The organism is Micromonospora okii (genome assembly GCF_020884795.1).
GTDB lineage: Bacteria > Actinomycetota > Actinomycetes > Mycobacteriales > Micromonosporaceae > Micromonospora > Micromonospora okii.
This window is the reverse complement of sequence record NZ_BBZF01000025.1, coordinates 111,985-135,998: the sequence shown is the minus strand read 5'-3', so window position 1 is coordinate 135,998 and position 24,014 is coordinate 111,985. Positions and strand designations below refer to the sequence as shown.

27 protein-coding genes and 1 pseudogene are annotated in these 24,014 nt (G+C 69.9%); 8 read left to right on the top strand and 20 right to left on the bottom strand.

Translation table 11 applies throughout. From position 1 onward, the window contains the following. Positions 1 to 78: 78 nt before the first annotated feature. The 7 genes and pseudogenes from LPU43_RS24655 to LPU43_RS24625 all read right to left on the bottom strand — a co-directional run bounded on the left by LPU43_RS24655 (position 79) and on the right by LPU43_RS24625 (position 3,843). A protein-coding gene (locus LPU43_RS24655) for an IS5 family transposase (protein WP_229402943.1) occupies positions 79 to 956 on the bottom strand; the annotation gives its coding sequence in 2 pieces (ribosomal slippage) (positions 79 to 563 and positions 563 to 956; 879 coding nt in all). 145 nt (positions 957 to 1,101) lie between these two features. Further along, positions 1,102 to 1,338 carry a class II aldolase/adducin family protein gene (locus tag LPU43_RS24650; RefSeq protein WP_229402899.1) on the bottom strand — a complete coding sequence of 79 codons (237 nt, stop codon included), beginning with the start codon at positions 1,336 to 1,338 and terminating at the stop codon, positions 1,102 to 1,104. A 37-nt stretch (positions 1,339 to 1,375) separates the two neighbouring features. Next, complete coding sequence (locus LPU43_RS24645) at positions 1,376 to 1,561, bottom strand: hypothetical protein (RefSeq protein ID WP_229402898.1); 186 nt, start codon at positions 1,559 to 1,561, stop codon at positions 1,376 to 1,378. Between the two features lie 133 nt (positions 1,562 to 1,694). After that, positions 1,695 to 2,048 (bottom strand): L-rhamnose mutarotase, encoded by a 354-nt coding sequence (locus LPU43_RS24640; protein WP_229402897.1) that lies wholly within the window; start codon positions 2,046 to 2,048, stop codon positions 1,695 to 1,697. Positions 2,049 to 2,117: 69 nt separating this feature from the next. Next, complete coding sequence (locus LPU43_RS24635; protein ID WP_229402896.1) at positions 2,118 to 2,630, bottom strand: sugar ABC transporter ATP-binding protein; 513 nt, start codon at positions 2,628 to 2,630, stop codon at positions 2,118 to 2,120. 52 nt (positions 2,631 to 2,682) lie between these two features. Then, a pseudogene (locus LPU43_RS24630) lies at positions 2,683 to 3,045 on the bottom strand (ATP-binding cassette domain-containing protein); the annotation flags it as partial. Positions 3,046 to 3,267: 222 nt separating this feature from the next. After that, positions 3,268 to 3,843 carry an IS3 family transposase gene (locus LPU43_RS24625; RefSeq protein ID WP_229402895.1) on the bottom strand — a complete coding sequence of 192 codons (576 nt, stop codon included), beginning with the start codon at positions 3,841 to 3,843 and terminating at the stop codon, positions 3,268 to 3,270. On the opposite strand from LPU43_RS24625, the gene LPU43_RS24620 reads away from it, so the two are divergent. Beyond that, a complete protein-coding gene (locus tag LPU43_RS24620; RefSeq protein WP_444543575.1) occupies positions 3,737 to 5,041 on the top strand; it encodes an IS30 family transposase in 1,305 nt (434 codons plus the stop codon). The genes LPU43_RS24625 and LPU43_RS24620 overlap by 107 nt on opposite strands. Here the strand turns inward: LPU43_RS24620 and LPU43_RS24615 are convergent. Together LPU43_RS24615 and LPU43_RS24610 are read right to left on the bottom strand one after the other, a co-directional pair. Next, positions 4,938 to 5,648 carry an IS3 family transposase gene (locus LPU43_RS24615; RefSeq protein WP_229402893.1) on the bottom strand — a complete coding sequence of 237 codons (711 nt, stop codon included), beginning with the start codon at positions 5,646 to 5,648 and terminating at the stop codon, positions 4,938 to 4,940. The genes LPU43_RS24620 and LPU43_RS24615 overlap by 104 nt on opposite strands. Further along, positions 5,645 to 5,956 carry a transposase gene (locus LPU43_RS24610; protein ID WP_013283497.1) on the bottom strand — a complete coding sequence of 104 codons (312 nt, stop codon included), beginning with the start codon at positions 5,954 to 5,956 and terminating at the stop codon, positions 5,645 to 5,647. The genes LPU43_RS24615 and LPU43_RS24610 overlap by 4 nt, the downstream gene beginning before the upstream one ends. Before the next feature lie 69 nt (positions 5,957 to 6,025). Here LPU43_RS24610 and LPU43_RS24605 point away from each other — a divergent pair, with 69 nt between their 5' ends. Then, a complete protein-coding gene (locus LPU43_RS24605; RefSeq protein WP_373321812.1) occupies positions 6,026 to 6,508 on the top strand; it encodes a transposase in 483 nt (160 codons plus the stop codon). A 223-nt stretch (positions 6,509 to 6,731) separates the two neighbouring features. Here LPU43_RS24605 and LPU43_RS28820 read toward each other — a convergent pair whose 3' ends face one another. Next, the gene (locus tag LPU43_RS28820) at positions 6,732 to 7,070 is read right to left on the bottom strand and encodes an SCO2322-related protein (RefSeq protein WP_505846230.1); all 339 of its coding nucleotides are present in this window, start codon (positions 7,068 to 7,070) and stop codon (positions 6,732 to 6,734) included. Between LPU43_RS28820 and LPU43_RS29075 the strand changes: the two genes are divergently transcribed. The 5 genes from LPU43_RS29075 to LPU43_RS24575 all read left to right on the top strand — a co-directional run bounded on the left by LPU43_RS29075 (position 7,035) and on the right by LPU43_RS24575 (position 11,664). Next, entirely contained in the window at positions 7,035 to 7,247 is a 213-nt protein-coding gene (locus LPU43_RS29075; RefSeq protein WP_229402892.1) for a hypothetical protein, read from the top strand. The two genes, LPU43_RS28820 and LPU43_RS29075, sit on opposite strands and share 36 nt — an antisense overlap. Before the next feature lie 930 nt (positions 7,248 to 8,177). After that, entirely contained in the window at positions 8,178 to 9,032 is an 855-nt protein-coding gene (cbiT, locus tag LPU43_RS24590) for a precorrin-6Y C5,15-methyltransferase (decarboxylating) subunit CbiT (protein WP_229402891.1), read from the top strand. Next, positions 9,029 to 9,742 carry a cobalt-precorrin-4/precorrin-4 C(11)-methyltransferase gene (locus LPU43_RS24585; protein ID WP_229402890.1) on the top strand — a complete coding sequence of 238 codons (714 nt, stop codon included), beginning with the start codon at positions 9,029 to 9,031 and terminating at the stop codon, positions 9,740 to 9,742. Before cbiT ends, LPU43_RS24585 begins: the two co-directional genes overlap by 4 nt. Positions 9,743 to 9,787: 45 nt before the next feature. Then, the gene (locus LPU43_RS24580) at positions 9,788 to 10,540 is read left to right on the top strand and encodes a precorrin 6A synthase (protein WP_229402889.1); all 753 of its coding nucleotides are present in this window, start codon (positions 9,788 to 9,790) and stop codon (positions 10,538 to 10,540) included. 86 nt (positions 10,541 to 10,626) lie between these two features. Next, positions 10,627 to 11,664: a MupA/Atu3671 family FMN-dependent luciferase-like monooxygenase gene (locus tag LPU43_RS24575; RefSeq protein WP_229402888.1), complete on the top strand. Its 1,038-nt coding sequence runs from the start codon at positions 10,627 to 10,629 to the stop codon at positions 11,662 to 11,664. 75 nt (positions 11,665 to 11,739) lie between these two features. Here LPU43_RS24575 and LPU43_RS24570 read toward each other — a convergent pair whose 3' ends face one another. The 8 genes from LPU43_RS24570 to LPU43_RS24535 form a co-directional block, all read right to left on the bottom strand. Next, on the bottom strand, positions 11,740 to 12,717 hold the full coding sequence (locus tag LPU43_RS24570) for a cobalamin biosynthesis protein (RefSeq protein ID WP_229402887.1): 978 nt from the start codon (positions 12,715 to 12,717) through the stop codon (positions 11,740 to 11,742). 86 nt (positions 12,718 to 12,803) lie between these two features. Continuing rightward, a complete protein-coding gene (locus LPU43_RS24565; protein WP_229402886.1) occupies positions 12,804 to 13,418 on the bottom strand; it encodes an adenosylcobinamide amidohydrolase in 615 nt (204 codons plus the stop codon). A gap of 68 nt (positions 13,419 to 13,486) precedes the next feature. Further along, a complete protein-coding gene (locus tag LPU43_RS24560) occupies positions 13,487 to 13,756 on the bottom strand; it encodes an acyl carrier protein (RefSeq protein ID WP_229402885.1) in 270 nt (89 codons plus the stop codon). Positions 13,757 to 13,780: 24 nt separating this feature from the next. Beyond that, complete coding sequence (locus LPU43_RS24555; protein ID WP_229402884.1) at positions 13,781 to 14,962, bottom strand: pyridoxal-dependent decarboxylase, exosortase A system-associated; 1,182 nt, start codon at positions 14,960 to 14,962, stop codon at positions 13,781 to 13,783. Between the two features lie 41 nt (positions 14,963 to 15,003). After that, positions 15,004 to 16,578 carry an acyl-CoA ligase (AMP-forming), exosortase A system-associated gene (locus LPU43_RS24550; RefSeq protein WP_229402883.1) on the bottom strand — a complete coding sequence of 525 codons (1,575 nt, stop codon included), beginning with the start codon at positions 16,576 to 16,578 and terminating at the stop codon, positions 15,004 to 15,006. Between the two features lie 38 nt (positions 16,579 to 16,616). Continuing rightward, entirely contained in the window at positions 16,617 to 19,115 is a 2,499-nt protein-coding gene (locus LPU43_RS24545) for a penicillin acylase family protein (protein WP_229402942.1), read from the bottom strand. 5 nt (positions 19,116 to 19,120) lie between these two features. Continuing rightward, on the bottom strand, positions 19,121 to 19,924 hold the full coding sequence (locus LPU43_RS24540) for an acyl-CoA reductase (protein ID WP_229402882.1): 804 nt from the start codon (positions 19,922 to 19,924) through the stop codon (positions 19,121 to 19,123). Positions 19,925 to 19,950: 26 nt separating this feature from the next. Then, complete coding sequence (locus LPU43_RS24535; protein WP_229402881.1) at positions 19,951 to 20,196, bottom strand: acyl carrier protein; 246 nt, start codon at positions 20,194 to 20,196, stop codon at positions 19,951 to 19,953. Between the two features lie 94 nt (positions 20,197 to 20,290). On the opposite strand from LPU43_RS24535, the gene LPU43_RS24530 reads away from it, so the two are divergent. Next, on the top strand, positions 20,291 to 21,232 hold the full coding sequence (locus tag LPU43_RS24530; protein ID WP_229402880.1) for a transglutaminase-like domain-containing protein: 942 nt from the start codon (positions 20,291 to 20,293) through the stop codon (positions 21,230 to 21,232). A gap of 34 nt (positions 21,233 to 21,266) precedes the next feature. On the opposite strand, the gene LPU43_RS24525 is transcribed toward LPU43_RS24530, so the two are convergent. Both LPU43_RS24525 and LPU43_RS24520 read right to left on the bottom strand, forming a co-directional pair. Beyond that, complete coding sequence (locus LPU43_RS24525) at positions 21,267 to 21,938, bottom strand: HAD family hydrolase (RefSeq protein WP_229402879.1); 672 nt, start codon at positions 21,936 to 21,938, stop codon at positions 21,267 to 21,269. Between the two features lie 24 nt (positions 21,939 to 21,962). Next, complete coding sequence (locus LPU43_RS24520; RefSeq protein ID WP_229402878.1) at positions 21,963 to 23,900, bottom strand: condensation domain-containing protein; 1,938 nt, start codon at positions 23,898 to 23,900, stop codon at positions 21,963 to 21,965. Positions 23,901 to 24,014: the final 114 nt, after the last annotated feature.

Here is a 24,014-nt window from a genome sequence, read left to right as displayed (position 1 = left end):
CCGTGCAGGCAGTAGTCGAACGCGGCGACCATCTCGTCCTCCCGCTCGACGCCCGGCTAGGGCCTGTGTCGAAGTCGGTTACAGCCATTCGTTGATCGCGGCGATGTGAACGGTGGCTTGGTAGCGGACGGCGAGTTTGTCGAAGCGGGTCGCTACGGCCCGGTTGCCCTTGAGTCGGTTGATGCCGCACTCCACGGCGTGACGCTGCTTGTACCGCTCGGGGTCGAAGGCCGGTGGTCGGCCGCCCTTCGACCCCTTCTTGCGTCGGTTGGCGTCTTGGTCGGCCTTCGAGGGGATCGTCGCGGCGATGCCACGTCGGCGCAGGTAGCGGCGGTTGGCCTTCGACGTGTACGCCTTGTCGGCCAAGACCCGGTCCGGGCGGGTTCGGGGCCGGCCGCCGCCGAGGCGGGGCACCCGGATCCCGTCGAGCACCACCATGAACTGCGGGCTGTCCCCCCGCTGCCCAGCGGTCAACACGATCGACAACGGCTTCTGCCCCTGCTCGCAGGCCAGGTGCAGCTTCGTGGTCAGGCCACCCCGCGACCGACCCAACGCGTGATCAGCCGGTTCGACCGTGACCCCGCCCGGCGGCTCGGCCTGCAGATCCCCCTTTTACGCGCCCCGGCGGCGTGCTGGTGCACTCGGGCGACCGTGGAGTCCACCGACACGTCCCAGACGACACGTCCGGCCGCGTCAGCCAGAGCCTGCAAGGCGGTCAGGATCTTCGCCCAGGTCCCATCACGCTGCCAACGCCGAAACAACCCGTAGACCGCAGCCCAGGATCCGTAGCAATCCGGAACGTCCCGCCACGGTGCACCAACCCGTGTCCGCCACCGGATCCCATCAATGAGCTGCCGTTTCGTCCATGTCAACGGCCGACCCGGCCTACGCCCCGCAGGCAGTAGCGGCTCCAGCGCCACCCACTGTGCGTCGGTCAGGTCGTGCCGCCTCGTCACCGCTAGGGTGTCCACGAGGTCTCCGGTGTTCGGGTTCTGCTTGGTCGCTGAACCAGATACCGGAGACCTCGCTACATCCCGAACACCGACACGCCAAGATCCTCACCCAACAGCTCAAGCCCTGGCACCGACTTCGACACACGCCCTAGACGTCGACGAGGGCCCGGAGGCGGTCGAGCCGGAGCACGGCCAGGCCGGCCTCGGTCAGCGCGCCCAGGTCGCCGCCCGAGCCCTTGACCCAGAGCAGCTCGACGGGGCCACCGGTCACCGGATCGGTGGCCTCGCCCCTGGCGGAGGTGTGGCCGCCGGCATAGTTGGTGGTGCTCGTGTCGGCGCCGAGCCGGTTGCTGCGCGCGATGAGTTCCTGTACCTCGGGATGCATCGTCCTCACGTCTCCTGGGTGCGTTCTCGGGTGGCGCTCAGGCGCCCCAGCCGGTCTGCTGCCCGCCGGCGCGTCCGGCGCGGATGCGCTCGAAGTAGCCGGATCGGGCGTACGCGGCGATCGGGTCGGGGTCCAGGCCCGACTCCTCGCGCAGCTCGGCGGGGAGCGGCCGCACGTCCGTGGTATAGAAGGCGGGCTCGAAGGGCTTGTACTCCAGCAGCATCCGCTGATTCGGACCGAGTCGGCCGTGCACCTCCCGCAGTGCGGCGGCGAGGCGGTCCTGCGCGGGCCCGGCTGTCGTCCTAACCCGCGCAGCGCCTGCTGCACTCCCTCGTTCCTCGGCGCGTCGGGCTGGGTCATGGTGTTTCTCCCTCCTGGGCGGCGAGCTGCGCCTCGAGGTTGAAGACCTCGTCCAGTGGCCGCATGGCACGGTCGGCCGCGCCTTGGTCGAGGTCGAGGAAGAACGGCGCCATCTCCGCCTGCCAGCGGGCGTTGACGTCGCGATCCTGCATGGCGGCCTGTGCCGCCGCGAAGTCGTCGGTCACCAGGAACCCCACGAGCAGGCCGTCCGCACGGAGGAAGAGTGAGTAGTCGCGCCATCCGCTCTCGGCCAGGGCGGCGAGCATCTCCGGCCAGACGCGCGCGTGCCGGGCCCGGTACTCGTCGAGACGGGCGGGATCGACCTGCAGGGTGAAGCAGACGCGGGGCATGTTTCTCCTGTCGATGTCACTCCCGGGCGGCGCCGGCGCGACGGGCGCCGACACCGCCGGGTGGGGCGGTCAGAACTGGAACTGGTCGATGTTGCTCTTGGCGAAGACGGTGGGCGGGCCGAGGACGACCACGCCGTCCTTGCCGAGAAGGACACGTCGGAGAAGACGCCGGCCCGGCTGAGCCCCCCGTACCTCCAGCAGGGTGTCGCGCAGGGGTGCGTCCTGTTTCGGATAGAGCGAGGAGACGTCCCGGCCGACCATCCGCCGCACCACGTCGTCGACGGTGAGGGCGGCGGCGCTGTCGCTGGAGACCCAGGCCCCGTCGCGCAGCACGGTGATGCGCTGGCAGAGGTCGAACACCTCGTCGAAGCGGTGCGAGATGAACAGCATCGCCGCGCCGCGTTCGCAGAGCGACCGGGCGACGCCGAAGAGCCGCTCCACCTCGCCCCCGGAGAGCGCGGCGGTCGGCTCGTCCATGATCAGGACGCGGGCGTCGAAGGAGAGCGCCTTGGCGATCTCGACGAGCTGCTGGTCGGCGATCGAGAGCCCGCGGGGCGGGCCGACGCGGGCCGATCCGGACACCCAGCCGCTGGAACAGCTGCTCTGCGTTGCGGTTCATCGCCCACGTGTCGACGCGGCGCAGGCCGCGCAGGGGTTGCCGGCCCATGAAGATGTTCTCCGCGACCGAGAGGTCCGGGAACAGGGTCGGCTCCTGGTAGAGGGCGGCGATACCGGCGGCCCGAGCGTCGGCGGGGCCGCGCAGCTCCAGCGGGCGGCCGTCGAGGGTCATCCGTCCGGAGTGCGGGGCGTGCGCCCCGGCCAGGACCTTCACCAGGGTCGACTTGCCCGCCCCGTTCTCCCCGACGAGGGCGTGGGCCTCACCGGAGTGCAGCGCCAGGCGCACCCCGCGCAGCGCGGCGACGGCCCCGAAGAACCTCGTCACGCCGTCCAGCACCAGCAGCGGAGCGCCCTCCGCGCCCGGTGCGCCGGGGTCCATCCGACCTCCTGAATCGTTTCATTCTCGTGCATGGACCGTAGGGGCAGACATTCGCGACCGTCAAGAGGTTCGCGGTGATTTCTCGCCCGCCGCTTGAGCAGACCCGCGAGGCGGGTCCGGCACCGCTCCGACGACCGTGCGACTCGGCCCGCGCGGTACCGCCCGCCTGGAGGAACGTTTAGTAGCGCTTTGTGAGTTCCCCCCGCTTTGATGGAGCGGTGGTTACCTGCTGCCGGCTGGTGCAGGGGCGGCGATAGGTGGTTCGGCTGGCTCGGTCTGGCGGCTGTGCCAGGCGGTCTCGTACTCGTTCGGGCTGAGGTCGCCCAGTTCCTTCTGGATGCGGCGGGTGTTGTACCAGCCGTCGATGTAGGCGAAGATCGCGTTCTCGGCCTCGTCGCGGGTCCGCCAGCTCGTGCGGTAGACGAGTTCGATCTTCAGGGTGGACCAGAAGTTCTCCATCAGGGCGTTGTCGTAGCTGTCGCCGACGGAGCCCATCGACGGCAGGATCCCGTTGTCCTGTAAGCGTTCGGCGAAGCGGAAGGACGTGTAGTTGGCGGATTCAACTGGTCGTCGCAACGCCTCGATTGTGGAGGTGTTGATGGGCAGGCCAGCGGGGTGGATGACGACGTTGACGGGCCGCCCGGCGATGAGGTCGCCGGGCAGGCCGCCGATCCGGCGGGATGTCGAGCGGGTGTTCTGGGCGCGAATTGCTGAGGGGTTGACGAGCGAGGATGCTGCTGTCGCGTGCGGCGTGTCGGGCCCCGTCGGGTCTCGCTGGTTCCGGGAACGTGGCGGCATGCCCTCGATCAGTCTCGCCCCGCCGTCAGGCAGGTACCTGTCATTCGTCGAGCGGGAGGAGATCGCGCTGCTGAGGGCGCGGGGTGCTGGGGTTCGGGAGATCGCGCGCACGCTGGGGCGTGACCCGGCGACGATCTCCCGGGAGCTGCGGCGCAACGCGGCCACCCGTGGCGGAAAGCTCGACTACCGGGCGTCGATCGCGCAGTGGAAGGCCGAGCTGATGGCCAGGAGGCCGAAGGCGGCAAAGCTCGTGGTCAACGAGAGGCTGCGCGAGTACGTGCAGGAACGGCTCGCGGGAGAGATCCGACGTCCGGACGGTGTCCTGGCACAGGGGCCGGCCGCGCCACGGTGGAAGGGGCGCAACAAGCCACGGCGTCAGGACCGGCGGTGGGCGACGGCGTGGAGCCCGGAGCAGATCTCTCATCGGCTGACGCTTGACTTCCCGGAAGATGAGTCCATGCGCATCTCGCACGAGGCGATCTACCAGGCGCTCTACGTTCAGAGCCGCGGTGCGCTCAAGCGCGAGCTGGTCGCCTGCCTGCGCACCGGGCGAGCGCTGCGGGTTCCCAGGTCCCGTGCCCGGCAGCGTCCAGGCGGGCATGTGACGCCCGAGGTGATGATCAGCCAGCGGCCCGCCGAAGCCGCCGACCGGGCAATCCCGGGGCACTGGGAGGGTGACCTGATCATCGGAACGGACCGATCCGCGATCGGCACGCTCGTGGAACGGACGACGCGGTTCACGATGCTGCTGCACCTGCCGCGGATGGACGGCTACGGCGTCGAGCCACGCGTGAAGAACGGCCCTGCGCTGGCCGGCTGCGGCGCCGAGGCCATGCGGGAAGCCCTTACCGCCCGGATGACCACGATTCCCGACCAGTTGCGCCGTTCGCTGACCTGGGATCGCGGCAAGGAACTCGCCCAGCACGTCCAGTTGAAGATCGACACTGGCATTGCCGTCTACTTCGCCGATCCCCACAGCCCATGGCAGCGCGGCACGAACGAGAACACGAACGGGCTGTTACGCCAGTACTTCCCCAAGGGCACTGACCTATCGCGGTGGAGCGCGGACGAGATCGAAGCTGTCGCTGCCACTCTCAACAGCAGGCCACGCAAGACCCTTGGCTGGAAGACGCCCGCTGAAGCGCTGAACGAGCAGCTAACCTTGATCGAACAAGTCGGTGTTGCTTCGACCGGTTGAGTCCGGGGTTCGACCCCCTGTCCGAGTGGTGGATCAGTTGGCCGTCGCGGACGTCGCGGGACCAGATGCCGTATTCGAGGGCGGCAAGAATCAGGTCGGTGTCGCAGCGGTCAGACGTCTTCCACCCGACGATCCGGCGGGAGAACACGTCGCGGACCGCGGCGAGCCAGAACACGCCCTCGCCGCAGGGAATGCGGGTGGCGTCGGCGACCCACAACCGGTTCGGCCCGGACGCGGTGAACTGCCGGTTGACCAGATCCGGCGCCGGCGTGTGCCGGGGATCCTGCTTCGTGGAGCCGCCGCGCCAGCCTCGACGCAGGAACGCACCCTGCCAGCCCTGGGCCGCCATCAACCGCTCGACCCGCTTACGGCCCACACCGATGCCGTCGCGGCGCAGCTGCCGGTGGACCCGGTCCGCGCCGTAGGTGCGCCCGGAGGTCTCCCAGATCTCGTGAATGTTGGAGATCAGACCCAGGTCGACCACGTCACGGTCGCAGGGCTGCTCGGCCTGCTTCACCCAGGCGTAGTAGGTCGACGCGCCGATGTTGAGGACCCGTAGCAGGAGCGCGACCGCGAACTGGTCACGGTGTTCATGGATGAACCTCATGACCGTCGCCGGGTCGGGTCGAGCTCCGCCGCGAAATACGCACTCGCCGCTTTCAGGATCTCGTTCGCCCGCCGCAACTCGGCGACCTCCCTACGCAGCCGCCGGTTCTCCTCCGCCATCTCGCTGGTCGGCCGGTCGTGACGCTCGTCGGCGTCTGCCTCGGCCTGGCGGATCCAGTTCCTGAGCGCCTCGTGATGCACACCAAGCTGCTCGGCCAGACGCCGGATCACCGGCTTCGGGTCCGACTCGCGATACAAACGCACAGCGCGCTGACGCAGCTCATCGGGGTACTTCTTCGGTGCTGCCACGAACGACTTCCTCCCCCACGGCCATCAGACCATGGTCAAGAAGCTCCATAAAAGCGGGGGTAGCTCAAGATCCACACTCTGGCCGATGGGCATGGTCGTTCCCTGGCCACCCTGATCACCCCTGGTCAGGCAGCCGACACCCGCCAGTTGATTCCGCTACTGGGCCAGGTCCGGGTGCCCCGACCCGGTGGTGTGGGCCGGCCCCGCCAGCGACCGGACTCGCTCACCGGTGACAAGGCGTACTCCTCTCGCGCGAACCGGACCGCCCTGCGGGACAAGGGCATCACCACGGTCATCCCCGAGCCCAACGACCAGATCGCCAACCGGAAGCGGAAAGGACGACGCGGCGGCAGACCCCCGACATTCGACCCGGTCGCCTACCGGCGCCGTAACCAGGTCGAACGCGGCTTCAACCGGCGCAAACACTGGCGCGGACTCGCCACCCGATACGACAAGTTGGCCGCCAACTTCCGAGCCACCCTCGACCTGGTCGAAACCCTCGACTGGCTACGCGCCATCCCCGACAACCAAGATCCGCAAGACAGAACCTAGTGGCGATCCAGGGAACGTCGGCCCCTATCGGGCCTTCCCGGGTCGTCCGTGAGACGGCTGTGAGACACCGTGGAGAGGCGCTGGAGATATCGCAAGCCGGCGCCTCTCCACGTTTTGGCCTTGCGATCGGTGGCGCAGCCCTGCACCCCTCGGCACCGCCCCGCCCTGTCGGTCGACGCCAGAGCGGTCGGCGACACCCGATGGACCGCGGACACATGCAGGATTACGGTGCGGTAATGCTGGGTGGGGCGCTGGCGCCGAAGGACCACCCTTCGACGGTGCCCGGTGCCGGGTCGTGGCTGTTAGGCCCAGACGAACTGTAGGACCAGGATCCACCGCTGGTCGCCTGCCAGTATGACCAGTAGGCCGTAGCCGGCGGGTTGACGCACGACTCGGTCGCGGCAGTGGGCTCGCCGTTGATCCGGCAGATGAAATCCAGCCCCCACTCTGCAGTGCCGGTGACGGTGAAATCGGCAGACTGCAGGGCCGCGATTCCGCTAGTGGGGTCGCCGAGAGCGCAGGCGACTTGGACCCCGCCACCGAGAGCGGCGAAGTCAACCACGACGGTGACTCCGGACGTGCCGGTACACGCGGCGGCGTGCGCGGCCTGCGGGGCGGGTTCGGCAGCGGTGACGACGACGGCGGCGACAACCGCAGCGAGCAAGCCGGCGACGCGGCGACGCGCGTGGAACGCGTGACGGGACATGAGCTCTCCGGTTTTTTGAAGGCGGATAGGTAACATGGCCACGAGGAGGCGCCTTTCTGGCCCGCAGTGATGAGGGCCCGGCCACATATTCACGCGGTCGGGGCTCCGACCCGGTCGGGCCACGATGAAATGGAGTGGGTCTCGCGCGCACGACGGATTCCGGGCTTGCCGTCGGTTCTGGTGTGCACCCTGACGGCTTACCGCGACCGCGCCCCTCCTTACGCGTACGCACTGTGCCATCGCCGTGACAGTCTGATTGATTGCGACGACGGATGTCAATACGGTTCCTTGCCATAATGCCCGCCTAGGGTCGGTTTTTAGAGCCGGCGGCGCGCCATTTCCTGTTGGCCCGCAGCGCCGTGCGCCACTCGCCGACTAGAGGAGGTCTCGCGACTCCCTGAAGGTGCTGCCCCACTGGGCTGGCGGTTTCGGCCAGCGAGGAAGATGTTACGGAGATGCGCGATGCAGGAAGTCGCGTCGGTCAATGCGCTGGCAGCCTGGCGATGGTCGCGGAGGATTTTGAAGAACTCGACCCACCCAGGGTGCGTTCGCCTGAGCTCAGATGGTACGCTGTATTTGAGCTGGCCTTCCACCCGGGCAGCTCACTGTTGTCGGCGGGCTTGCGGTACGGGATGATCACCTCAGGATTGCCGCGGTAGGTGCCGCAGGCCATAACCGGCCGTCTGGCCAACTTCTGGTCGATGCCGCTGGTTCGGTAGACGATGGTGTCGTTGCAAATGCCAGTTGCGGATCGCCAAGGGCCACCACGAGGCGAGTGTGGGCGTCGATGGCAACCTGCAGGCCCGTGCTGCATCGATGGTTCTTACTCGGAACGGCCAGGTGGTAAACCCGGGTCGGGACGGGCGTGCCGTCGCATGTCGGTGCCCAGATCGTTCGAGCGGAGCCACGTGCAATGGCGGCGCAGTGAGTCACCCGTCATCGATCGTACTGGCCTGCGCCCGCATGGGCTGGCCGGTCGAACAGGTCACCGTGCACAGCACGGTCGCCCGGGACCTCGACCGCATCCGACGCGACCTGGCCCCGGGCCGGCTGCTGCTGGTGCATCGACGCGGACACCCCGCCGAGCTGGCCCGGACGCTCACCGCCGCCGGGTACGGCCCCAGCGAGGTGACCGTCCTCACCTCGCTCGGCGGGACGAGCGAACGACGGACCGGCGGCATCGCGCAGAAGTGGAGTGCCCAGCCGGGCTGGCCGCTCAACGTGGTCGCGGTCCGGGTCGTCGCGGCGCCCGACAGCCGGGTGCTGTCGCCGATGCCCGGGCTGCCCGACGACGCGTACGACCACGACGGCGCCCTGACCAAACGGGAGACGCGAGCGATGGCCCTGTCCCGGCTGGCCCCAATCCGCGGCGAGCGGCTGTGGGACGTCGGCGCCGGCTGCCGCAGCGTCGGCATCGAATGGCTACGTGCCGATCCGATAACCTCCGCGATCGCGATCGAGGGCCGACCCGGCCGCGTCGACCGGAACGCCCGCACCCTTGGCGTGCCGCAGCTCCGGATCGTGCGCGGCGCCGCACCGGACGCCCTCGCCGGGCTGCCCGCACCGGATGCGGTCTTCGTCGGTGGTGGCCTGACCGCCCCGGACCTCTTCGCCGCCGTGTGGGGCGCGCTCCGTCCCGGTGGCCGGCCCGTCGCCCACGCCGTCACGCCGGAGGGCGAACAGGAACTGGTCGACCAGGCCGCCCGTCACGGTGGTGACCTGACCCGTCTGGCCGTCGACCGGGCGGCGCCGCTGGGTGCCTTCACCGGCTGGCAGCCGGCCCGACCACTGGTGCAGTGGGCGGTGACCCGGCCATGACCGTGTACTTCATCGGTGCCGGCCCGGGCGCGGCAGATCTCATCACCGTGCGCGGACAGCGCATCCTCAGCCGGGCACAGGCCTGTCTCTACGCCGGCAGCCTGGTCCCCGCGGAACTGCTCGCCTGCTGCCTGGACGACGCACGACGGGTCGACACCGCCGACCTCACCCTGGACGAGATCGTCGCCGCACGCGCCGACGGGCACGATGTCGCCCGGCTCTGTTCCGGTGACCCGGCCTTGTTCAGCGCCGTCGCCGAACAGACCCGGCGGCTGGACATGGCAAGCGTGCCGTACAAGATCGTGCCCGGGGTACCCGCGTACGCCGCCGCCGCGACGTTGGGCCGGGAGCTGATCGCACCGACGATCGGCCAGCCGGTGATCCTCACCCGCGCCCAGGCGCGCTCCACACCGATGCCCCCCCGGCGAGGATCTCGCGGTGCTCGGACGCAGCCGCGCCGCCCCGGTGCTGCACCTGGCGGTGGCCCGAACCGGCAGTTGGCGGCGACGTTGGCCGAGCACTACGGGGCGGACTGCTCGGTCGCGGTGGCCGCCAACGCCAGCCGAGCCGACGAGGTCGTGCTGCGCGGCCTGGCCGACATCGCCGATCAGGTGGCAGCGGCGGATGTACGCCGCACCGCGGTCATCATCGTGGGTGCGGTGCTGGCCGCCGACTCCTTTCCTGACAGTTACCTCTACTCCCCACGCTAGGACCGGACTGCGAAGCATCCCGGAGGTGAGGCAGACTGACTCCCTGTGCGGACCATCCTCGTCATCGGCATCGGAGCGGGTGACCCCGGCCAGCTGACCCTCGCCGCCACCGACGCGCTCCGGCAGGCGGACGTGTTCTTCCTGCTCGACAAGGGCACCGAGAAGCACGATCTCCTCGCGCTGCGACAGGATCTGCTGGCCCGGTTCGACCGCGCCGACCACCGGCTGGTGGAGATCCGGGACCCAGAGCACGACCGCACCACCGACGGACACGTGACAGCCGTAAAACGACTGGCGGCGGGAACGCGCCGACCTGTTGGAGTCCGCCATCGCCGAGCACCTCGCCAACGGCGGATGCGGGGCGTTCCTGATGTGGGGCGACCCCGCGCACGACAGCACGATCGCCGTCGTCGAGGAGATCCGCTCCCGGGGGGCGCCATCGATTACCGGGTAATCCCCGGTGTCAGCAGCATCGCCACGCTGGCCGCTCGACACCGGATCGGCCTAAACCGGGTGGGCCGGCCCTTCCTGGTCACCACCGCTCGACGCATCGCCACCGGCCTGCCGCACGACATCGACGACATCGTAGTGATGCTAGACGCGCACTGTAGGTTCACCCGGCAAACCGATCAGGACCTGGACATCTTCTGGGGCGCCTACCTCGGTAGGCCGGACGAGATCCTCGTCTCCGGGCCGCTGGCCGAGGTCGCGCCACAGATCGTGCACGAACGACAGGCGGCCCGGGATCGCAAGGGTTGGATCATGGACACCTACCTGCTACGGCGCCGCGCCGGGTGAGACGCTCGCCTCCGCCGCGAGACGCGTCGGGCCACAGCGTCCGTTCGCCGTCGGACGACCAGCCGCGTACTGGGAACGAGGGTGAGATGGACTTCAGCCTGTTGTACTTCGCCAACCGGGAGGCCACCGACCCGCCGCGGGAGTACGACCTGCTCCTCCAGACGGCGCGCTTCGCCGACGAGCACGACTTCACCGCGTTGTGGGTGCCGGAGCGGCACTTCCACCCATTCGGTGGCTCATACCCGAATCCGGCCCTGGCCGCAGCGGCGCTGGCGGTCGCCACCCGCCGCATCCGCCTCCGCGCGGGCAGCGTCGTCCTGCCGCTGCGGGATCCGGTCACCGTCGTGGAGGACTGGGCCTTCGTGGACAACCTGTCCCGCGGACGGGTGGACATGGCGCTCGCGACCGGTTGGAACGCCGACGACTTCGTACTCGCGCCCGACCGCTTCGCCGAACGCCGACAATTTGTGATCGACAACGTTCCCGTACTCCGCGACCTCTGGGCCGGCACCGCTTTGGTGCGCCGCAACGGTGACGGGCAGGAGGTCGAGTTCCGCACCTATCCTCGACCCGTGCAGCCGGAGCTCAAGCTGTGGTTGACCTGCACATCCTCGGTGGAGACCTTCCGGTTGGCCGGCGCGCACGGGTTGAACGTGCTCACCGCGCTGTTGGTACAGCGGGTGGACGAGCTGGCAGTCAGGATCGAAGCGTACAGGCAGGCCCGCCAAGCACATGGGCACGACCCGCGAGGCGGGACGGTCACCCTGATGCTGCACACGTTCGTGGAGGCGTCCGACCAGGCCGCTCGGGCTGTCATCCGGGAGCCGTTCCTCAGGTACCTGCGCTCCTCTGTCAACCTGTGGCGCGGCCAGTGGCCCGAACTCGCCTCGATCGACCTGGACCGCCTGTCCGTCTTCGCGTTCGAACGATACTTCGGGACGGCGGCGCTGTTCGGCTCGGTGCAGAAGTGCGTCGACTTCGTCGAACGGCTCGCCGACATCGGAGTTACCGAGATCGCCTCGCTCACCGACTTCGGCGTGGACGACGCCACGGTGCTGGCCGCTCTGCCGTACCTCGACACGGTGCGCCGGGAGGTGCAGGGCAGGAGGCCGGCGGCGCCGTGAACCAGCGGGCCCGGCTGCGCCCACCCGGCGCGCTGACCGAACGCTGTCGTCGATGCGGCCGGGCCGACGGGCGGCCTACCGCCCCCGCGGACGGGCATCCGACCGTCGCGCGAAAACCAGACGCAGGCCGATGACCAGTCCGAGCGCACTGGCACCCACCACGGCGTTCAAGCGGGCCGCGCGCCGGACGTCCGTCGCCTCCGGCTCCCTGCCGTCGCCCAGCGCGGGGCGCACGATCCGCGCACCCAGGTCGACGTCCTTACCTCCCAGACGGATGTCCAGCGCACCGGCGAAGGCCGCCTCGCACTGCCCGGAGTTGGGCGACGGGTGCCGATCGCCGTACTCGCGCCACACCCGCCAGGTCCGGACGACGTTCCCGCCGACCGCGGTGGCGCCGGCAGCGGTGAGGACCGCCGTGAGTCGGGACGGCAACAGGTTCGCCAGGTCATCGAGGCGGGCGGCGGCCGTACCGAACCGCCGGTACCGGGCGGTTCTGTGCCCCACCATGGCGTCCAACGTGTTGGTCGCCCGATAGGCCACCATGCCGGGCACTCCTGCGGTTGCGCCCCAGAACAGCGGCGCGACCACCGCGTCGGAGGTGTTCTCCGACACCGATTCGATCGTCGCTCGCGCCAGCTCGGGCGGCAGGCAGTCTCGCGGGTCGCGCCGACAGATGTGTCCCAACCGCTCGCGGGCCGCCGTCAGATCACCCGTCTCCAGGGCGCCAGCCATGTGGCGTCCCGCATGTCGGAGCGACCGTCCGCCCAGCACGGTCCACGTCGTGACGGCTGTCAGCACGAACCGGGAGAGCGGTCGGCCGGCCACGGCCCGGGCCGCCATCGCGGCCAGCACCGTCGGCGCGGCCACCGCGACGCCGGCGAACATCGCGCCACGGTAGATGTCCGGCGCGTAGACGAGACGTTCCCACGCGTTCACCGCAGTGCCGAAGCCCGCGACCGGGTGGTAGCGCCGTGGATCGCCGAGAAAGCCGTCCATGGCGTAGCCCGCCAGCATGCCGGCCGCATCGACAACGGCTCCTGTTTTGATCACCATCGGCACACTGTATATCGAGCTTGGTCACCGGCAATGCCCGGCGGCCGCAGCCCGGTGCTACACCGGCGCGACACCCACGACCGCGATCACATCGGCCACTTTGTTGGGTCGGGCACCCGGAGCCCCGCCGCCACCGCCCGCCGGACCGCCCATGCAAGGGCTTCCGTCCACAACCGCCCGAAATCCGGCGGTGCCGGACCGTCCGGGCGGCAGGAGAGCACCATGGCATCGGTGCAGGTGCCCGTGCCGGCAATCCCCGCACCCATCAGAGCTGCGGCTTTTGCCTCGGCGACCACCGTCACACCACGCACCAGCGTGCTCTCTGACAGCCGCCAAGGCAACCAGCAGACCACGTTAATCGTCCCTGGTACGTATGACTCCTCTGCCTCGGCCCGGTCAGCCGCCCATACTGGCCTGCCCACGCCGGTGGTTACGCTGACCTGGACGTCCTCGTCGACCACAGTGACCACGTGCCGCACGTCGACGGCGGTGAGCAGACCTGTTCCCTGGCCGGGCAGCCCCAGCAAACCGGCCAGCTCGCTGACATGATGGTCCGGGTCCTCGCGGTCGTAGCCGGGCTCCACCGTGGCGTTCAGAACCCACCGGCGATGCCCGATGCCACCGCCGTGCGGACCGGAGGAGACACTCAGCCACGGCTGGCGGCAACGCCAGGCCAAAACCGGGTGGTCGAGCAGCTCCACCCTCGATACGACACCGGCCGGTGCGGCCAGCGGGGCCTCGGAGACCGCCTCCGGACGATTCCCTCGGCTCATCGGCCGACGCACTTGACAGTCATAAACTCGACGAGGGCGCCCAGAGTGTGGAAGACCTCCGCGGTGATCTCCTCGTCGTCGAAGACGAGGTCGAAGCGACTTTCCAACGCCGAAATGAGCTCGACGACGGCCATCGAGTCGAGCTCCGGCAGGCTACCGAGCAGGCGGGTGGCGGGACCGAGCCGCTCAGCGGACTCCTGCAGGTCCAGGGTGGTGACGACCACGTCCTTCACGGCCTCGAAGGTCGGCACGCCAGCGATTTCCACGGATTCCTCCGGTTGGTGGGGCGGCTACAGCAGAATCTCGGCGGGCGGCGGGTGGCTGAGGAAGGCAGTGGGGCTGGCGGTCAGGCCGTACGCACCGGCCTGAAAGAGCACGATCAGGTCGCCCGGGCCCGTATGCGGCAGCCGTACACCCCGGCCCAGCACGTCCAGCGTCGTACACAGGCAGCCGACCACATCGACCGTCTCGGTCGGTGCGGAGTCGATGCGGTTGGCCACGGCCAGCGGAAAGTTCCGGCGGATCACCTGCCCGAAGTTGCCCGACGCGGCGAGCTGGTGGTGCAACCCGCCGTCGGTCACCAGCAGGGTCGTCCCCCGCGACACCTTGCGGTCCACCACCCGCGTCACGTAGACGCCGCACTCCCCCACGATGTAGCGCCCAAGCTCCAACGCCACCCGAGCCTCCGGCAGCCGGGATCGCAACCGCGTGGCCAGTAACTCCGACAGGTTGGCCGCCACGGCGTCGAGATCGAGCGGCGCGTCGCGGTCGACGTACGGGATGCCGAATCCCCCACCGAGGTTGAGGTAGCGAACCGGCACCGGGATATCGTCGGCCAGACGCAACAGCAGGTCCACCGTCCGGCGCTGCACCTCGCAGAGCCGCTCGCTGTGCAGCGTCTGGGAGCCGGCGAAGACGTGCAGACCCAGGAGTTCGATTCCCGTCTCGGTAATTCGGCGGATCAGTGCGGGCACCCGTTCCGCGTCGACCCCGAACTGCTGGGACCCGCCGCCCAGCCGGACACCCGTTCCCTTCACCTCGAAGTCGGGGTTGACCCGGACCGCGACCCGCGGCCGGAGGCCGAGCCGGTCACCGATGGCGGCCAGTCGCGGAACCTCGTTCTCTGACTCCAGCACGACGGTGACGTCGGCGGCAACCGCCTGGGTCAATGCAGGATCGGTCTTGCCCGGCCCGGCGAAGGTGATCCGATCGGGCCGCAGGGGCGTGTCCAGCGCGGTCCGCAGTTCCCCGACCGAGGCGACGTCGAACGAGTCGACGAGGTGGCTCAGGTGCTGGACGACGGCCGGCATGGGGTTGGCCTTCACCGCGTAGCTGAGCTCGACGTCGGGCGGCAGGCTGCTGCGCAGCCGCGCGATCCGCGCGTCGAGAAGACTTCGGTCGTAGGCGAAGAACGGAGTCGTCCCCACCCGCTCTGCAAGGCGTGCCACGTCGACGCCACCGACCGCCAACATGCCCCGGTGACGGCCGAACGCGGCGGCGGCGGAATGCCGAATCACCCGCCCAATTCCTTTCGCAGCGTGCGCCGATCGTACTTGCCGTTGTGCGAGCGGGGTATTTCGGCTCGCGTGATGATCTGCCGTGGCAGCATATAGCGTGGCATCCGACGCCGGAGCATCGCCAACAGGGCCGCCCGGTCCACCGCCGAACCGGTCGCGGTCGTGACGACCAGCGCGATCGACTGGTCACCGTCGGGTGTGTCGACACCGAGCGCCACGGCCTCACCCACCAAGCCGGTCGCCAGCACCGCATCCTCGACCTCGGTCGGGCTGATCCGGTACCCAGACACCTTGATCATGTCGTCGGCGCGGCCCACGAAGTAGAGGAAGCCGTCGTCGTCGCTGACCACGCGATCACCGGACCAGACCGCCGGTGCGGCGGACAAGCCGCCCGGCGAACCCGGTGCGGGCCGGAACCGCCGGGCGGTGCCGACCGGGTCGTTCCAGTAGCCGAGCGCCACCGTCGCCCCCCGATGCACCAGTTCGCCCTCCTCCCCCGGCCGGCACGGCGAGCCGTCCGGCCGGACGACCATCACTTCGGCGTTGGGCACGGCCTTACCGATCGAGTCGGGCCTGCGGCCCACCTCGGACGGTTCGAGATAGGTCGACCGGAACGCCTCGGTAAGCCCGTACATCAGGAAGGGCCGGGCGTCCGGGAAGAGGGTCCGCAGCCGGTCAAGGGTCGACTGACTCAACCGGCCGCCAGTGGTCGCGAAGTAGCGCAGGCTCTGCCCGGCACCGGCTGGCCAGCGGTGCCGGGCGAGTTGCACCCACAGCGGTGGCACGCCGGTGATCCCGGTGACCCGGTGCCGGACGCAGAGGCTGACCACATCCGCCGGAAAGTGATAGTCAAGCAGCACCACCTGGGCGCCGACGGCGAACGCGCTGGTCAGCTGGCTGAAGCCGGCGTCGAAGCTGAGCGGCAGGACGGCCAGGAGGGTGTCCTGCGGGCCGTTGCCCAGGTAGGCGTTGACACTCTGGGCCCCGGCCAGCAAATTGCGGTGGGACACGACGACACCCTTGGGCTGACCGCTGCTGCCCGAGGTATAGAAGATCGCCGCCATGTCCTGCTCCACGACCGCAGGATCCTCGAAGCCGCTATTTCCCTGCGGGGCTACCTTCGGCCAAGGCCGCGACGGGCCCGCCGCCGGGGCCGGTGCGGCTGGATCGTTGACGAGCACCACCTCGGGTGGTGCAGCGAGCATCGTCATGACCTCACCGAGTTGCCCGAGCCGCTGTGCTGAGGTGATCAGGACGCGAACGCCGCAGTCGGCCAGGATGTGCCTTACCTGGGCCGGCCGCAGGAGCGGATTGATCGGCACGAGAACGCCGGCAGCCGCCGGGACGGCGAAGCTGCCGACCACCGTTTCGAGCCGTTTGTCCAGGTAGACCGCCACCCGGTCGCCCCGCGACACCCCGGCCTCCCGCAGCCCACGGGCCACCGTCACGACCTCGTCCCACAGCTCCGCGTACCGCAGGCTCGTGCCACCCGCCGTGACGGCCGGGGCGTGCGGCTGGCGCCGCGCCATGTCGGCCACCAGGTGGTGCAGTTGGACGGGCGGCGGGTGCATGGCGATTCCTCCTAGTGGGGCGAAGCGTTGCCGCCTGATCAACGCGGCCTTGGTCCGGTCACCGTCACGGATCGCAGCGTCGGGTCCGCGGCCACGTCGGCGTCGGTGAACCGCACCTCCCGCAGGCGGGCTTCCGCGAAGAGCGCAGTCTGGTCGGCGAAGTACGGGGACCGTGGATCCGCCGACTGGCCGAACGTCAGCAGCGCACGGGCACGTGGCCCGTCATCGGTGAACGCGACGACCATGACGAAGCTCGTGCCGATGTTCACCGGGTAGCCGCGCGAGGTCAGGTCACTGCCGGCCATCCGCAGCCCGCCGGGGGTGCCCGGCTCCAGTGTGGAGCCGGGCAGGGCGCTGTTTCCTACCACGTTCGCGATGCCGACCTCGGCGGGGCCGCCCGGCACCGGCAGCCGTCGGCCCGCCTTTACCACGTACTGCGCCTGGCCGAGGGGGACGTCGGCGGCGAACCCCGCCTGCTGTAGCCGCAGCGTCCCGCAGGCAAGCCCCGCTAGGAGCGGCGCAGTGTCGCTGGGTGGCTCACGCGGCGCTCGCCCGGGATCGGCGGGGTCGAAGTCGGTACGGAACAGCGGACCGGTCCGGTGCAATGCGGTGGGATGAGCGGCGAGCACGCAGCGAATTGTCTCCCGCCACAACACCGCGCCCCGGCTGTCGACATCGAACCGACGGTCCCACCGGCCGAGGGCGGCGCAGGCCACTCGCAGGTCGACGGCGGTGCCGTCGACCTGCACCGGGCGGCTCCCCCGCGACCGGCAGGCGGTGATCACGGTGTCGGCCAGCGCGTCAGCGGTGAGCGACGACCCCGACAGGACGGCCCGTTCCAGGGCCGGGGCGTCGAGCCGGTGAGGCCGGCCGCGCGCGTCGGTGGCGTCGACCAGCCGCAGATTCTGTCGGGTACGGGCACTGAGCGGGTGCCCCTCGGGGCCCTGCAGCGGCGAGAAGCCGGTCAGCAGGCGGTCCCGCGCGACGAACCAGTGGCTGTCGTTGGCGTTCAGCAGGTAGTCGCGCGACGTGGCCTGGGGCTGCGCCGCGAACGGCACCAGCCCGGGAGACCGCGCACCCTCCCGGACCAACCAGCCGTTGGCGGAGACGCTGCCATCGAGCAGCCCGACCGGACTGCGCGACCATGCGGCCGTCGTGGCGGGCGACAGGTTCGGCGTCGCCGACGAATCGGCGTACCACGCATCGCCGTTGCGGTCCGCCGCAAGCGTGTTCAACCAGGGCACGCCCTGGTGACGACGTACCGCGTCGCGTACGCCGGCCACGTCCGTGGCCCGGCTGATCGCCAACCACTGCTCCAGGAGCCGGTCGTTGTCGATGTTGGCGTCCCGGTACGTCACCGCCCGGGTGCCGGTCCACGCCAACGCCGGATCCACCATGCTGAGATCGAGTACCGGTCCGTACCGGGTCGACCACGCGGTGTACGAGAGCGGACGCGGACGGCCGTCCCCCCAGTCGACCTCCACCCGCAGCGAACGCGCGGCCATCTTTTCCGGGCGGCCGTCGATCAGGTAGGTGGTGGGTTCGCCGGGCACGAGATCCACCGAGTAGAGCGTGTGGCGGCTGCCGGCGGCCACGGTGTGCGCCCAGGACACCCGCTCGTTGAAGCCGAGCTGCACGCCCGGCAGTCCGCCCAGGCTCGCGCCGTAGACGTTCCACCGCCCCGGCACGGTCAGGTGCGACTCCCACAGCCGCAACTCTCCCTCCCACGGGAAGTGCGGGTTCATCATCATCAGTCCGCCGCCGGACGCGGAACGGTCCGCCCCGATGGCCCAGGCGTTGCTGCCCCGGCTGCTGTCGCCCCACGGCTGGGTGAGCAGGTTCCGCACCAGCCCGGCGAGCGCGGCGGAACCGACCGGCAGCGGTTGCTCCGCTGCGTCCGGTGGCCGGGCGACCGCGATCGGTACAAGCAGTCCCTGCCCACTGGCGGAAATCGCCAGGTCCCGTTGATAGGCCAGGATGTCGGTCTCGGTCACCGGTCCCACCCACGGCTGCCCGGCGCACCAGCCAGGCAGGCCGGCGCTGCCCGTCTGAGCGAGGAACGCGTTGTATCCGGCCACGTAGCCCGCCAGCAGTTCCCCCGCGTCCCCCGTGAGCCGGCGCCGCTGTTCCCGGGCGCGGTCCACCAGCCCCAACGTTCGGTACGCGACGTCCGTGGCAATGTTGAGGCCCTCGTGTCCCGGACCGAACCACCGGGCGCGTTCCCCGCGAACTTTCACCACCTGGTCGTTCAGATCGCAGAACCGATCCTCGGCGTACGCCCAACCCTGCCCGAACCCCGCTCCGCCCAGATCGGCAGCGAGCACATGCGGCACCCCGTGCGCGGTGCGTCGCACCGTCGCCCGGTAGTCGCCGTCGGACACCGGCCCCCCGCCGGCCTCCGGAGCGACGACACCGGTCACGGCAAACAGCACGGCGGCGAGCACCACAGTCGTCGTGCGCCGCCCGCCGCCGGCCAGGGTCCGGCGCCTTGGAATCCGTACCGGCCGCGACGCGCCGGTCGGCGCGATCCTTCCCATCTGGGTCACGCTCCGGACACCCCCTGATCGACGGAGAGCACGCGGGTGAACTCCCGCAACAGGTCGTAGCCGTCCCAGGTTGCCCCGAAATCACGAGATCGGCCGACCGGCACGGTGCGGTCGACACCGTGCCGACCACACCGACGGGCGAAGTCGAGCAGTTCGACCGGGTCGAACCCGAGGTCGGTCAGGGTCTGGTCACTGCGCCGGACGAGCGGCAACAGGTCAGCCAGCCGGTTCAGCCGGGTGTGGACGAAGCTACCGGCGCCGAGCCACCGCCGCAGCGGCTCGGCATCGGACCACAGGTCGATGGGGACGGCCGCATTCCCCTCGAATGTCACCTGGGTGGCGATTCCCTCGATCGCGAGGCCGTACGCGGCCACACGCCTCTGCACGGCCATCTCGGGGGGCACTACGGGAGGTCGAGCCTGCAGCACCGAACGCAGCAGTGCGATCAGCTCCTCCCGGGCGGCACCCACCTCGTCCGGCCCACCGATCCAGAATATGGTGCTCGGAGAGCCGCACCCGGCCTGGTCGAAGGGGTACGCGTCGGCGTACAGGCCGTCGGCGACGGCTCGCCGGGCGGTCGGCGACGCCGCCAGCCATCCGGCGGCGGAGATCACGGCCAGCGACGAGCGGCGCGGGAAGGTCAGATCACGGGCCGCCGGACGCAGCGGGAACCCACGCAGCTCGGTGACCGCGTCGTCACCGCCCCACAGCAGCCGGAGATCGCAGGCCTCGCTCAGGGCCGCCGTCACCGTGCCGTCGCGGTCGCGGTCGCGGTCGCGGTCGCGGTCGTACGAGATCATCGCGATGACGTCGGACAGGGGCCCGTTCAGTCCGCGACTCCCAGCCCAGCAAGCGTGCGCAGGGCGGTGTGGAAAGTATCCATGCCGATCAGCTGATCGGTGTCGAACTCGACGTCGAACTCGTCCTCGATCGCGACGACCAGCGCGAGGTGACCCACGGAGTTCCAGTTCGGATGATCGCGGTGCCGCAACGACTCCACGGACACGTTGTCGTCCAGATCCAGAGCCGACCGGAACACCGACGTCAAGCGTTCCCGGGTCCGCAACTCCACCACCCCCGTCCCCCGCAGAGTCAGTCACCGGCCGCGCACCCGAGATCGATCCGCCGCCCGTCACCCGACGGCCGGTACAATCGTACGACAGTCGATGCCGGCTATGGAGGCCCACATTCTCGACTCGGAACACCCGTCGGAGCTCGTGCGCGAGACGGTCGACCGGATCCGTCTCGTGCCCGAGCATGCTCGGCGATACCTGGAGGGTCGAGCGGAGGCCGCACGGATCCACCGGATCGGGCCGAAGTTCCTGGGCCAGCTGCTGGCCCACGGTCTGCCGCACCGGAAGACCGGTGCCGACATCCTCTTCGACCACCTGGATCTGGCCAACGTGGGGCTGACGTTCGCGCTGCGTTCACCCACTCGGATGGCGATGCGCTGGTGGGCCAAGTCGCTGACCAAGCTGGCGCCGGGGCGTGAAACCCGCTACGGGTTGAACCTGTCCGGTAGCTGCCCGACGCCGGGGCATCCCGAAGACTGTCGGTTTTCGCTCCACCCCAGACTCCGGGACCTCGTCCGGCCCGGCACCATTCGCGAGGATGCCCCAGGGTCATACAGCTTCGATATCCGGTTGCACAGCGATGTGCATCATTTCGGTGCGTGGTTCGACCCACTGATCGACCACGTCCGGCCGCTGCGGTTCCATCTACTGCCGTACCCGGTCAACACCGACCTCGGGTTTCTCGCCGAAACCGGCCTGGCCGACTGTCGCATGGCCGCCCTTCACCTACACCGTGCCGGTACCGGGCTCGGTGTGCCGATGCGCGTCGCCGCCGGGTACTTCGTGGTTCCTCCCTATGCGTCGGTACACGTCTGGCCGGAGGTGCGCGACGAAGACCGGTGGCTGCCCGCCGATCCCTTCCTGCTGCAGTCGTTGGCTCGCTGGAGCATCATCGACCCCGCCAAGTGGCCGCCGAACCGCTCGCCCCAGGGCCTGCTCTGGCGGATCAGCGACGAGTACCTGGAACTGATCAGGCACGGCGACACGACGGTGTACCCGGTCACGCGGATCACGTCCATCGCGGACCACGGCTGACCCCCCGGCTGGTCGCCACCGCCGCCTGCGGGGGTCAACCGTCCGACAGCAGGTCCAGCACCCGGGCGGCAACGTCGTCCAGACGCTGCACGATCGGTACGCGGAGCGCCAGCAGCCGGGACTGGCTGTACACCTGGTGCTCGACGTCGTGAAAGAGCAGGACCGGCACCTGACACGCGCGTGCCGCGCGTACGTCGTCCGGAGTATCACCGACAAGGACAACGCGCCCGGCGGAGGCTGCCAGCAGAGCGAGATGCCGGCGCAGATGGACAGCCTTGGTCGAGACGCCGTCCGCAGGGCGGCCGTGCACGATCGCGAACATCTCCCGGAGCTGGGCTGCGGCGACCTCCGCGACCAGGGTTGCATGCGGGGAGAGCGACAACACGGACTGGGTTCGTCCCGCCGCCCGCCACTGGTCGAGCACCCGCGTTGCTGACCGGCGCAGGCCCGCCCGCCGGTTGTGCAGCTGGTAGGCGGCGGAGAACTGTCGGGTGAGCTCCCGCTCCTCGGCTCGCGTCAGCGGACGACCGGCCAAGCGGGCGAAGAAGTCCGCGCGCTGGTGGTGCTTCTGGTAGCTCGCCATAGGGAACGGCGGCAGTCCGATCGCGGCGAAGGCGTCCTGCGCGGACCGCACGAGCACCCAGTTGTCGTCCCGCAGCGTTCCGTTCCAGTCCCACACGATGTGCGCGGTCGTCCGGTCCCTCATGTTCTTCCTCTGGTCCAGCTCCGCTCAGGTAGCGGCCTCGACCGCGATCCGGTCCAGGCCGGCCGCCACCTGCCGGATCGGCTTGGGACTGAACAGATCGTCGGAGCGAAGCCCTTGCCAGCCGAGGACGAGGAGCCTTCGCTGGATGGCGGGAACAAACCGGGCCCGGCCACCCGCGGCGACATAGTCCAGCGCCGGGTCGACGGCGGAGAGCCGGTTGGCTCGGGCGATCGCCTCGACCAGAACGTCGACGGCCGCCATTGGCTCCGCTCCGGGAGACGGTTCCGGCGGACCCGTTCCGCTATCCGCAGAACAGACGAACTGGTCGGGCACGACGACACCGGGCTCGTCCAGCCGACTCAGGCAGTACTCGCGCAGCTGCGACGCGTCCGGATGCGGCCCGCGGGTCCGTACGTGCGCCACCAGCACGCCGCCGGGGTCGTCGACGGTCAGTCGACCGTCGACGATCTGCGGGTGGCCGCGCAGCAGCCGGCCGGTGGCCTCGAGGTCTACCCATCGGTCGCCGGACAGCCGCGCCCAGTCGGGCTGCCGGGGCCAGTCGTGCTCCTGAACGGCGGCGGCGACGGCGGAGAGTGGGATGTCGTCCTGCTCGGCCAGTCGGCAGACCAGCTGTTCCACGCCGAGCAGGATGCGGTTGATGTCGGCCGTCGGGATCAGCGTGGTGTCGGCGGTGACGGAGACCCCGACGAGGTTCAGGTCGATGCCGCTGTCGGCCACCGAGCGCCCGCGCTGCTCGAACGCCGGTCGGACCATCACCGCGACGTATCCGATCGGCGGACCCTCGTCACGCGGGTACAGCCGGGTGTCGCTGAGCAGCGCACGAGCAGACCCGGACGGCGGGCCGCCGGCTCCGTCCGGATCCATGCTCTCGACCGCGTAGTTGAAGCACAATTCTGGCTGCACTCGTGTGTTCCGCCGCCGGTAGACGTCGGCTCGGCCTTCAAGCACGAGGTGCGGGTCGTAGTGCGCGTGCCGCAGCGCCACCATGCACTCGGTCCAGACGGCCCGCACCACGTCCACGACGCTCGCCCGCCCCGCCGGGTCGAAGATTACGTGTGCGTTCGCCACGTTGAACTCCACCAGCGGTCGGGCCCGACTCAGCGGGCCCTTGTCCAGGATCATCTCCCACCCGAGACGGTGCCCGGTAAACGCGCCGATGAGCACGTTGCACGCGCCGAACAGCACCGCAGCGCCGGAGACGCCCAGCCGGCGACGGACCTCCTGGAGCGCCACCGCGAGCGCCCGCGACCACATGTGGACCGCAACCGTCCGCGCCCCGCGCACCGGCTCACGGAAGTACGGGAACGAGGTGTTCGGCAGCCGCAGCAAGGTGTCCAACCGCTGCCGGGCACACCGTTCGGCGATGCGCAGCCCGGCCACGGACCGTTCGCGGGTGGCCCGGTCGACGGGCTGCATCGGCACCGGGAGCCCGTCCCATTCGACGTCGCCCCGGATGGAACTGAGGTGCCGCAGGAAGTCATCGACGGCCACCGCGAGGGTCCGCAGCGTGGCCGCCATATGGTGCACGACGAGCAGGAGGTGCCGCGGACTGTCCTGGACGGTGAGGACGGTGGCTCGGCACGGCAGTGCGCGGCGGATGTCAATGTGCTGGGCTGTGGCGGCGGCGATCTGCTCGTCCAACACGTCGTCGGCGACGGCCGGCACCTCGCGCACCACGAAATCGACGCCGGCCGGCGGATGGATGACCTGCACGGACTCCCCGTCGTCGCCGACATCCACTGTCGTCCGTAGGCTCTGGTGGCGGGACACCATGAGGTGCAGGGCCGAGGCGATCTCGTCCAGACCGACGCCGTCTGGCAACGACACCGGACGTACCAGGTTCCACAGGTGGGCGTACTCGACCGGGGTCTCGAGGGTGTCACGCCACATCTCCGCCTGGCTGTGGGTCAGCGGTGCGCGGGTCACCCTGGCTTCACCCATCTCGTCCTCCGCGGTCGGCGGTCCGGCAGCGAATGCAAGCTTTGATCACGATAGCACCGGCGATGTCGAGTTAGGTCGTGCACAATGTGGAGCATGACCCCGGTGACCGTGCGC

Excerpts from the sequence above, each read along its gene's own strand:
- LPU43_RS24575 (WP_229402888.1), top strand. The coding sequence starts at position 10,627 with ATGGACTTCAGCCTGTTGTACTTCGCCAACCGGGAGGCCACCGACCCG.
- LPU43_RS24530 (WP_229402880.1), top strand. The coding sequence starts at position 20,291 with ATGCCGGCTATGGAGGCCCACATTCTCGACTCGGAACACCCGTCGGAG.
- LPU43_RS24550 (WP_229402883.1), bottom strand. The coding sequence starts at position 16,578 with ATGCACCCGCCGCCCGTCCAACTGCACCACCTGGTGGCCGACATGGCG.
- LPU43_RS24615 (WP_229402893.1), bottom strand. The coding sequence starts at position 5,648 with ATGAGGTTCATCCATGAACACCGTGACCAGTTCGCGGTCGCGCTCCTG.
- LPU43_RS24540 (WP_229402882.1), bottom strand. The coding sequence starts at position 19,924 with ATGATCTCGTACGACCGCGACCGCGACCGCGACCGCGACCGCGACGGC.
- LPU43_RS24570 (WP_229402887.1), bottom strand. The coding sequence starts at position 12,717 with ATGGTGATCAAAACAGGAGCCGTTGTCGATGCGGCCGGCATGCTGGCG.
- LPU43_RS24645 (WP_229402898.1), bottom strand. The coding sequence starts at position 1,561 with ATGCTGCTGGAGTACAAGCCCTTCGAGCCCGCCTTCTATACCACGGAC.
- LPU43_RS24520 (WP_229402878.1), bottom strand. The coding sequence starts at position 23,900 with ATGGGTGAAGCCAGGGTGACCCGCGCACCGCTGACCCACAGCCAGGCG.
- cbiT (WP_229402891.1), top strand. The coding sequence starts at position 8,178 with ATGGGCTGGCCGGTCGAACAGGTCACCGTGCACAGCACGGTCGCCCGG.
- LPU43_RS24545 (WP_229402942.1), bottom strand. The coding sequence starts at position 19,115 with ATGGGAAGGATCGCGCCGACCGGCGCGTCGCGGCCGGTACGGATTCCA.
- LPU43_RS24555 (WP_229402884.1), bottom strand. The coding sequence starts at position 14,962 with ATGTTGGCGGTCGGTGGCGTCGACGTGGCACGCCTTGCAGAGCGGGTG.
- LPU43_RS24525 (WP_229402879.1), bottom strand. The coding sequence starts at position 21,938 with ATGAGGGACCGGACGACCGCGCACATCGTGTGGGACTGGAACGGAACG.
- LPU43_RS24585 (WP_229402890.1), top strand. The coding sequence starts at position 9,029 with ATGACCGTGTACTTCATCGGTGCCGGCCCGGGCGCGGCAGATCTCATC.
- LPU43_RS24640 (WP_229402897.1), bottom strand. The coding sequence starts at position 2,048 with ATGCCCCGCGTCTGCTTCACCCTGCAGGTCGATCCCGCCCGTCTCGAC.
- LPU43_RS24625 (WP_229402895.1), bottom strand. The coding sequence starts at position 3,843 with ATGCCGCCACGTTCCCGGAACCAGCGAGACCCGACGGGGCCCGACACG.
- LPU43_RS24650 (WP_229402899.1), bottom strand. The coding sequence starts at position 1,338 with ATGCATCCCGAGGTACAGGAACTCATCGCGCGCAGCAACCGGCTCGGC.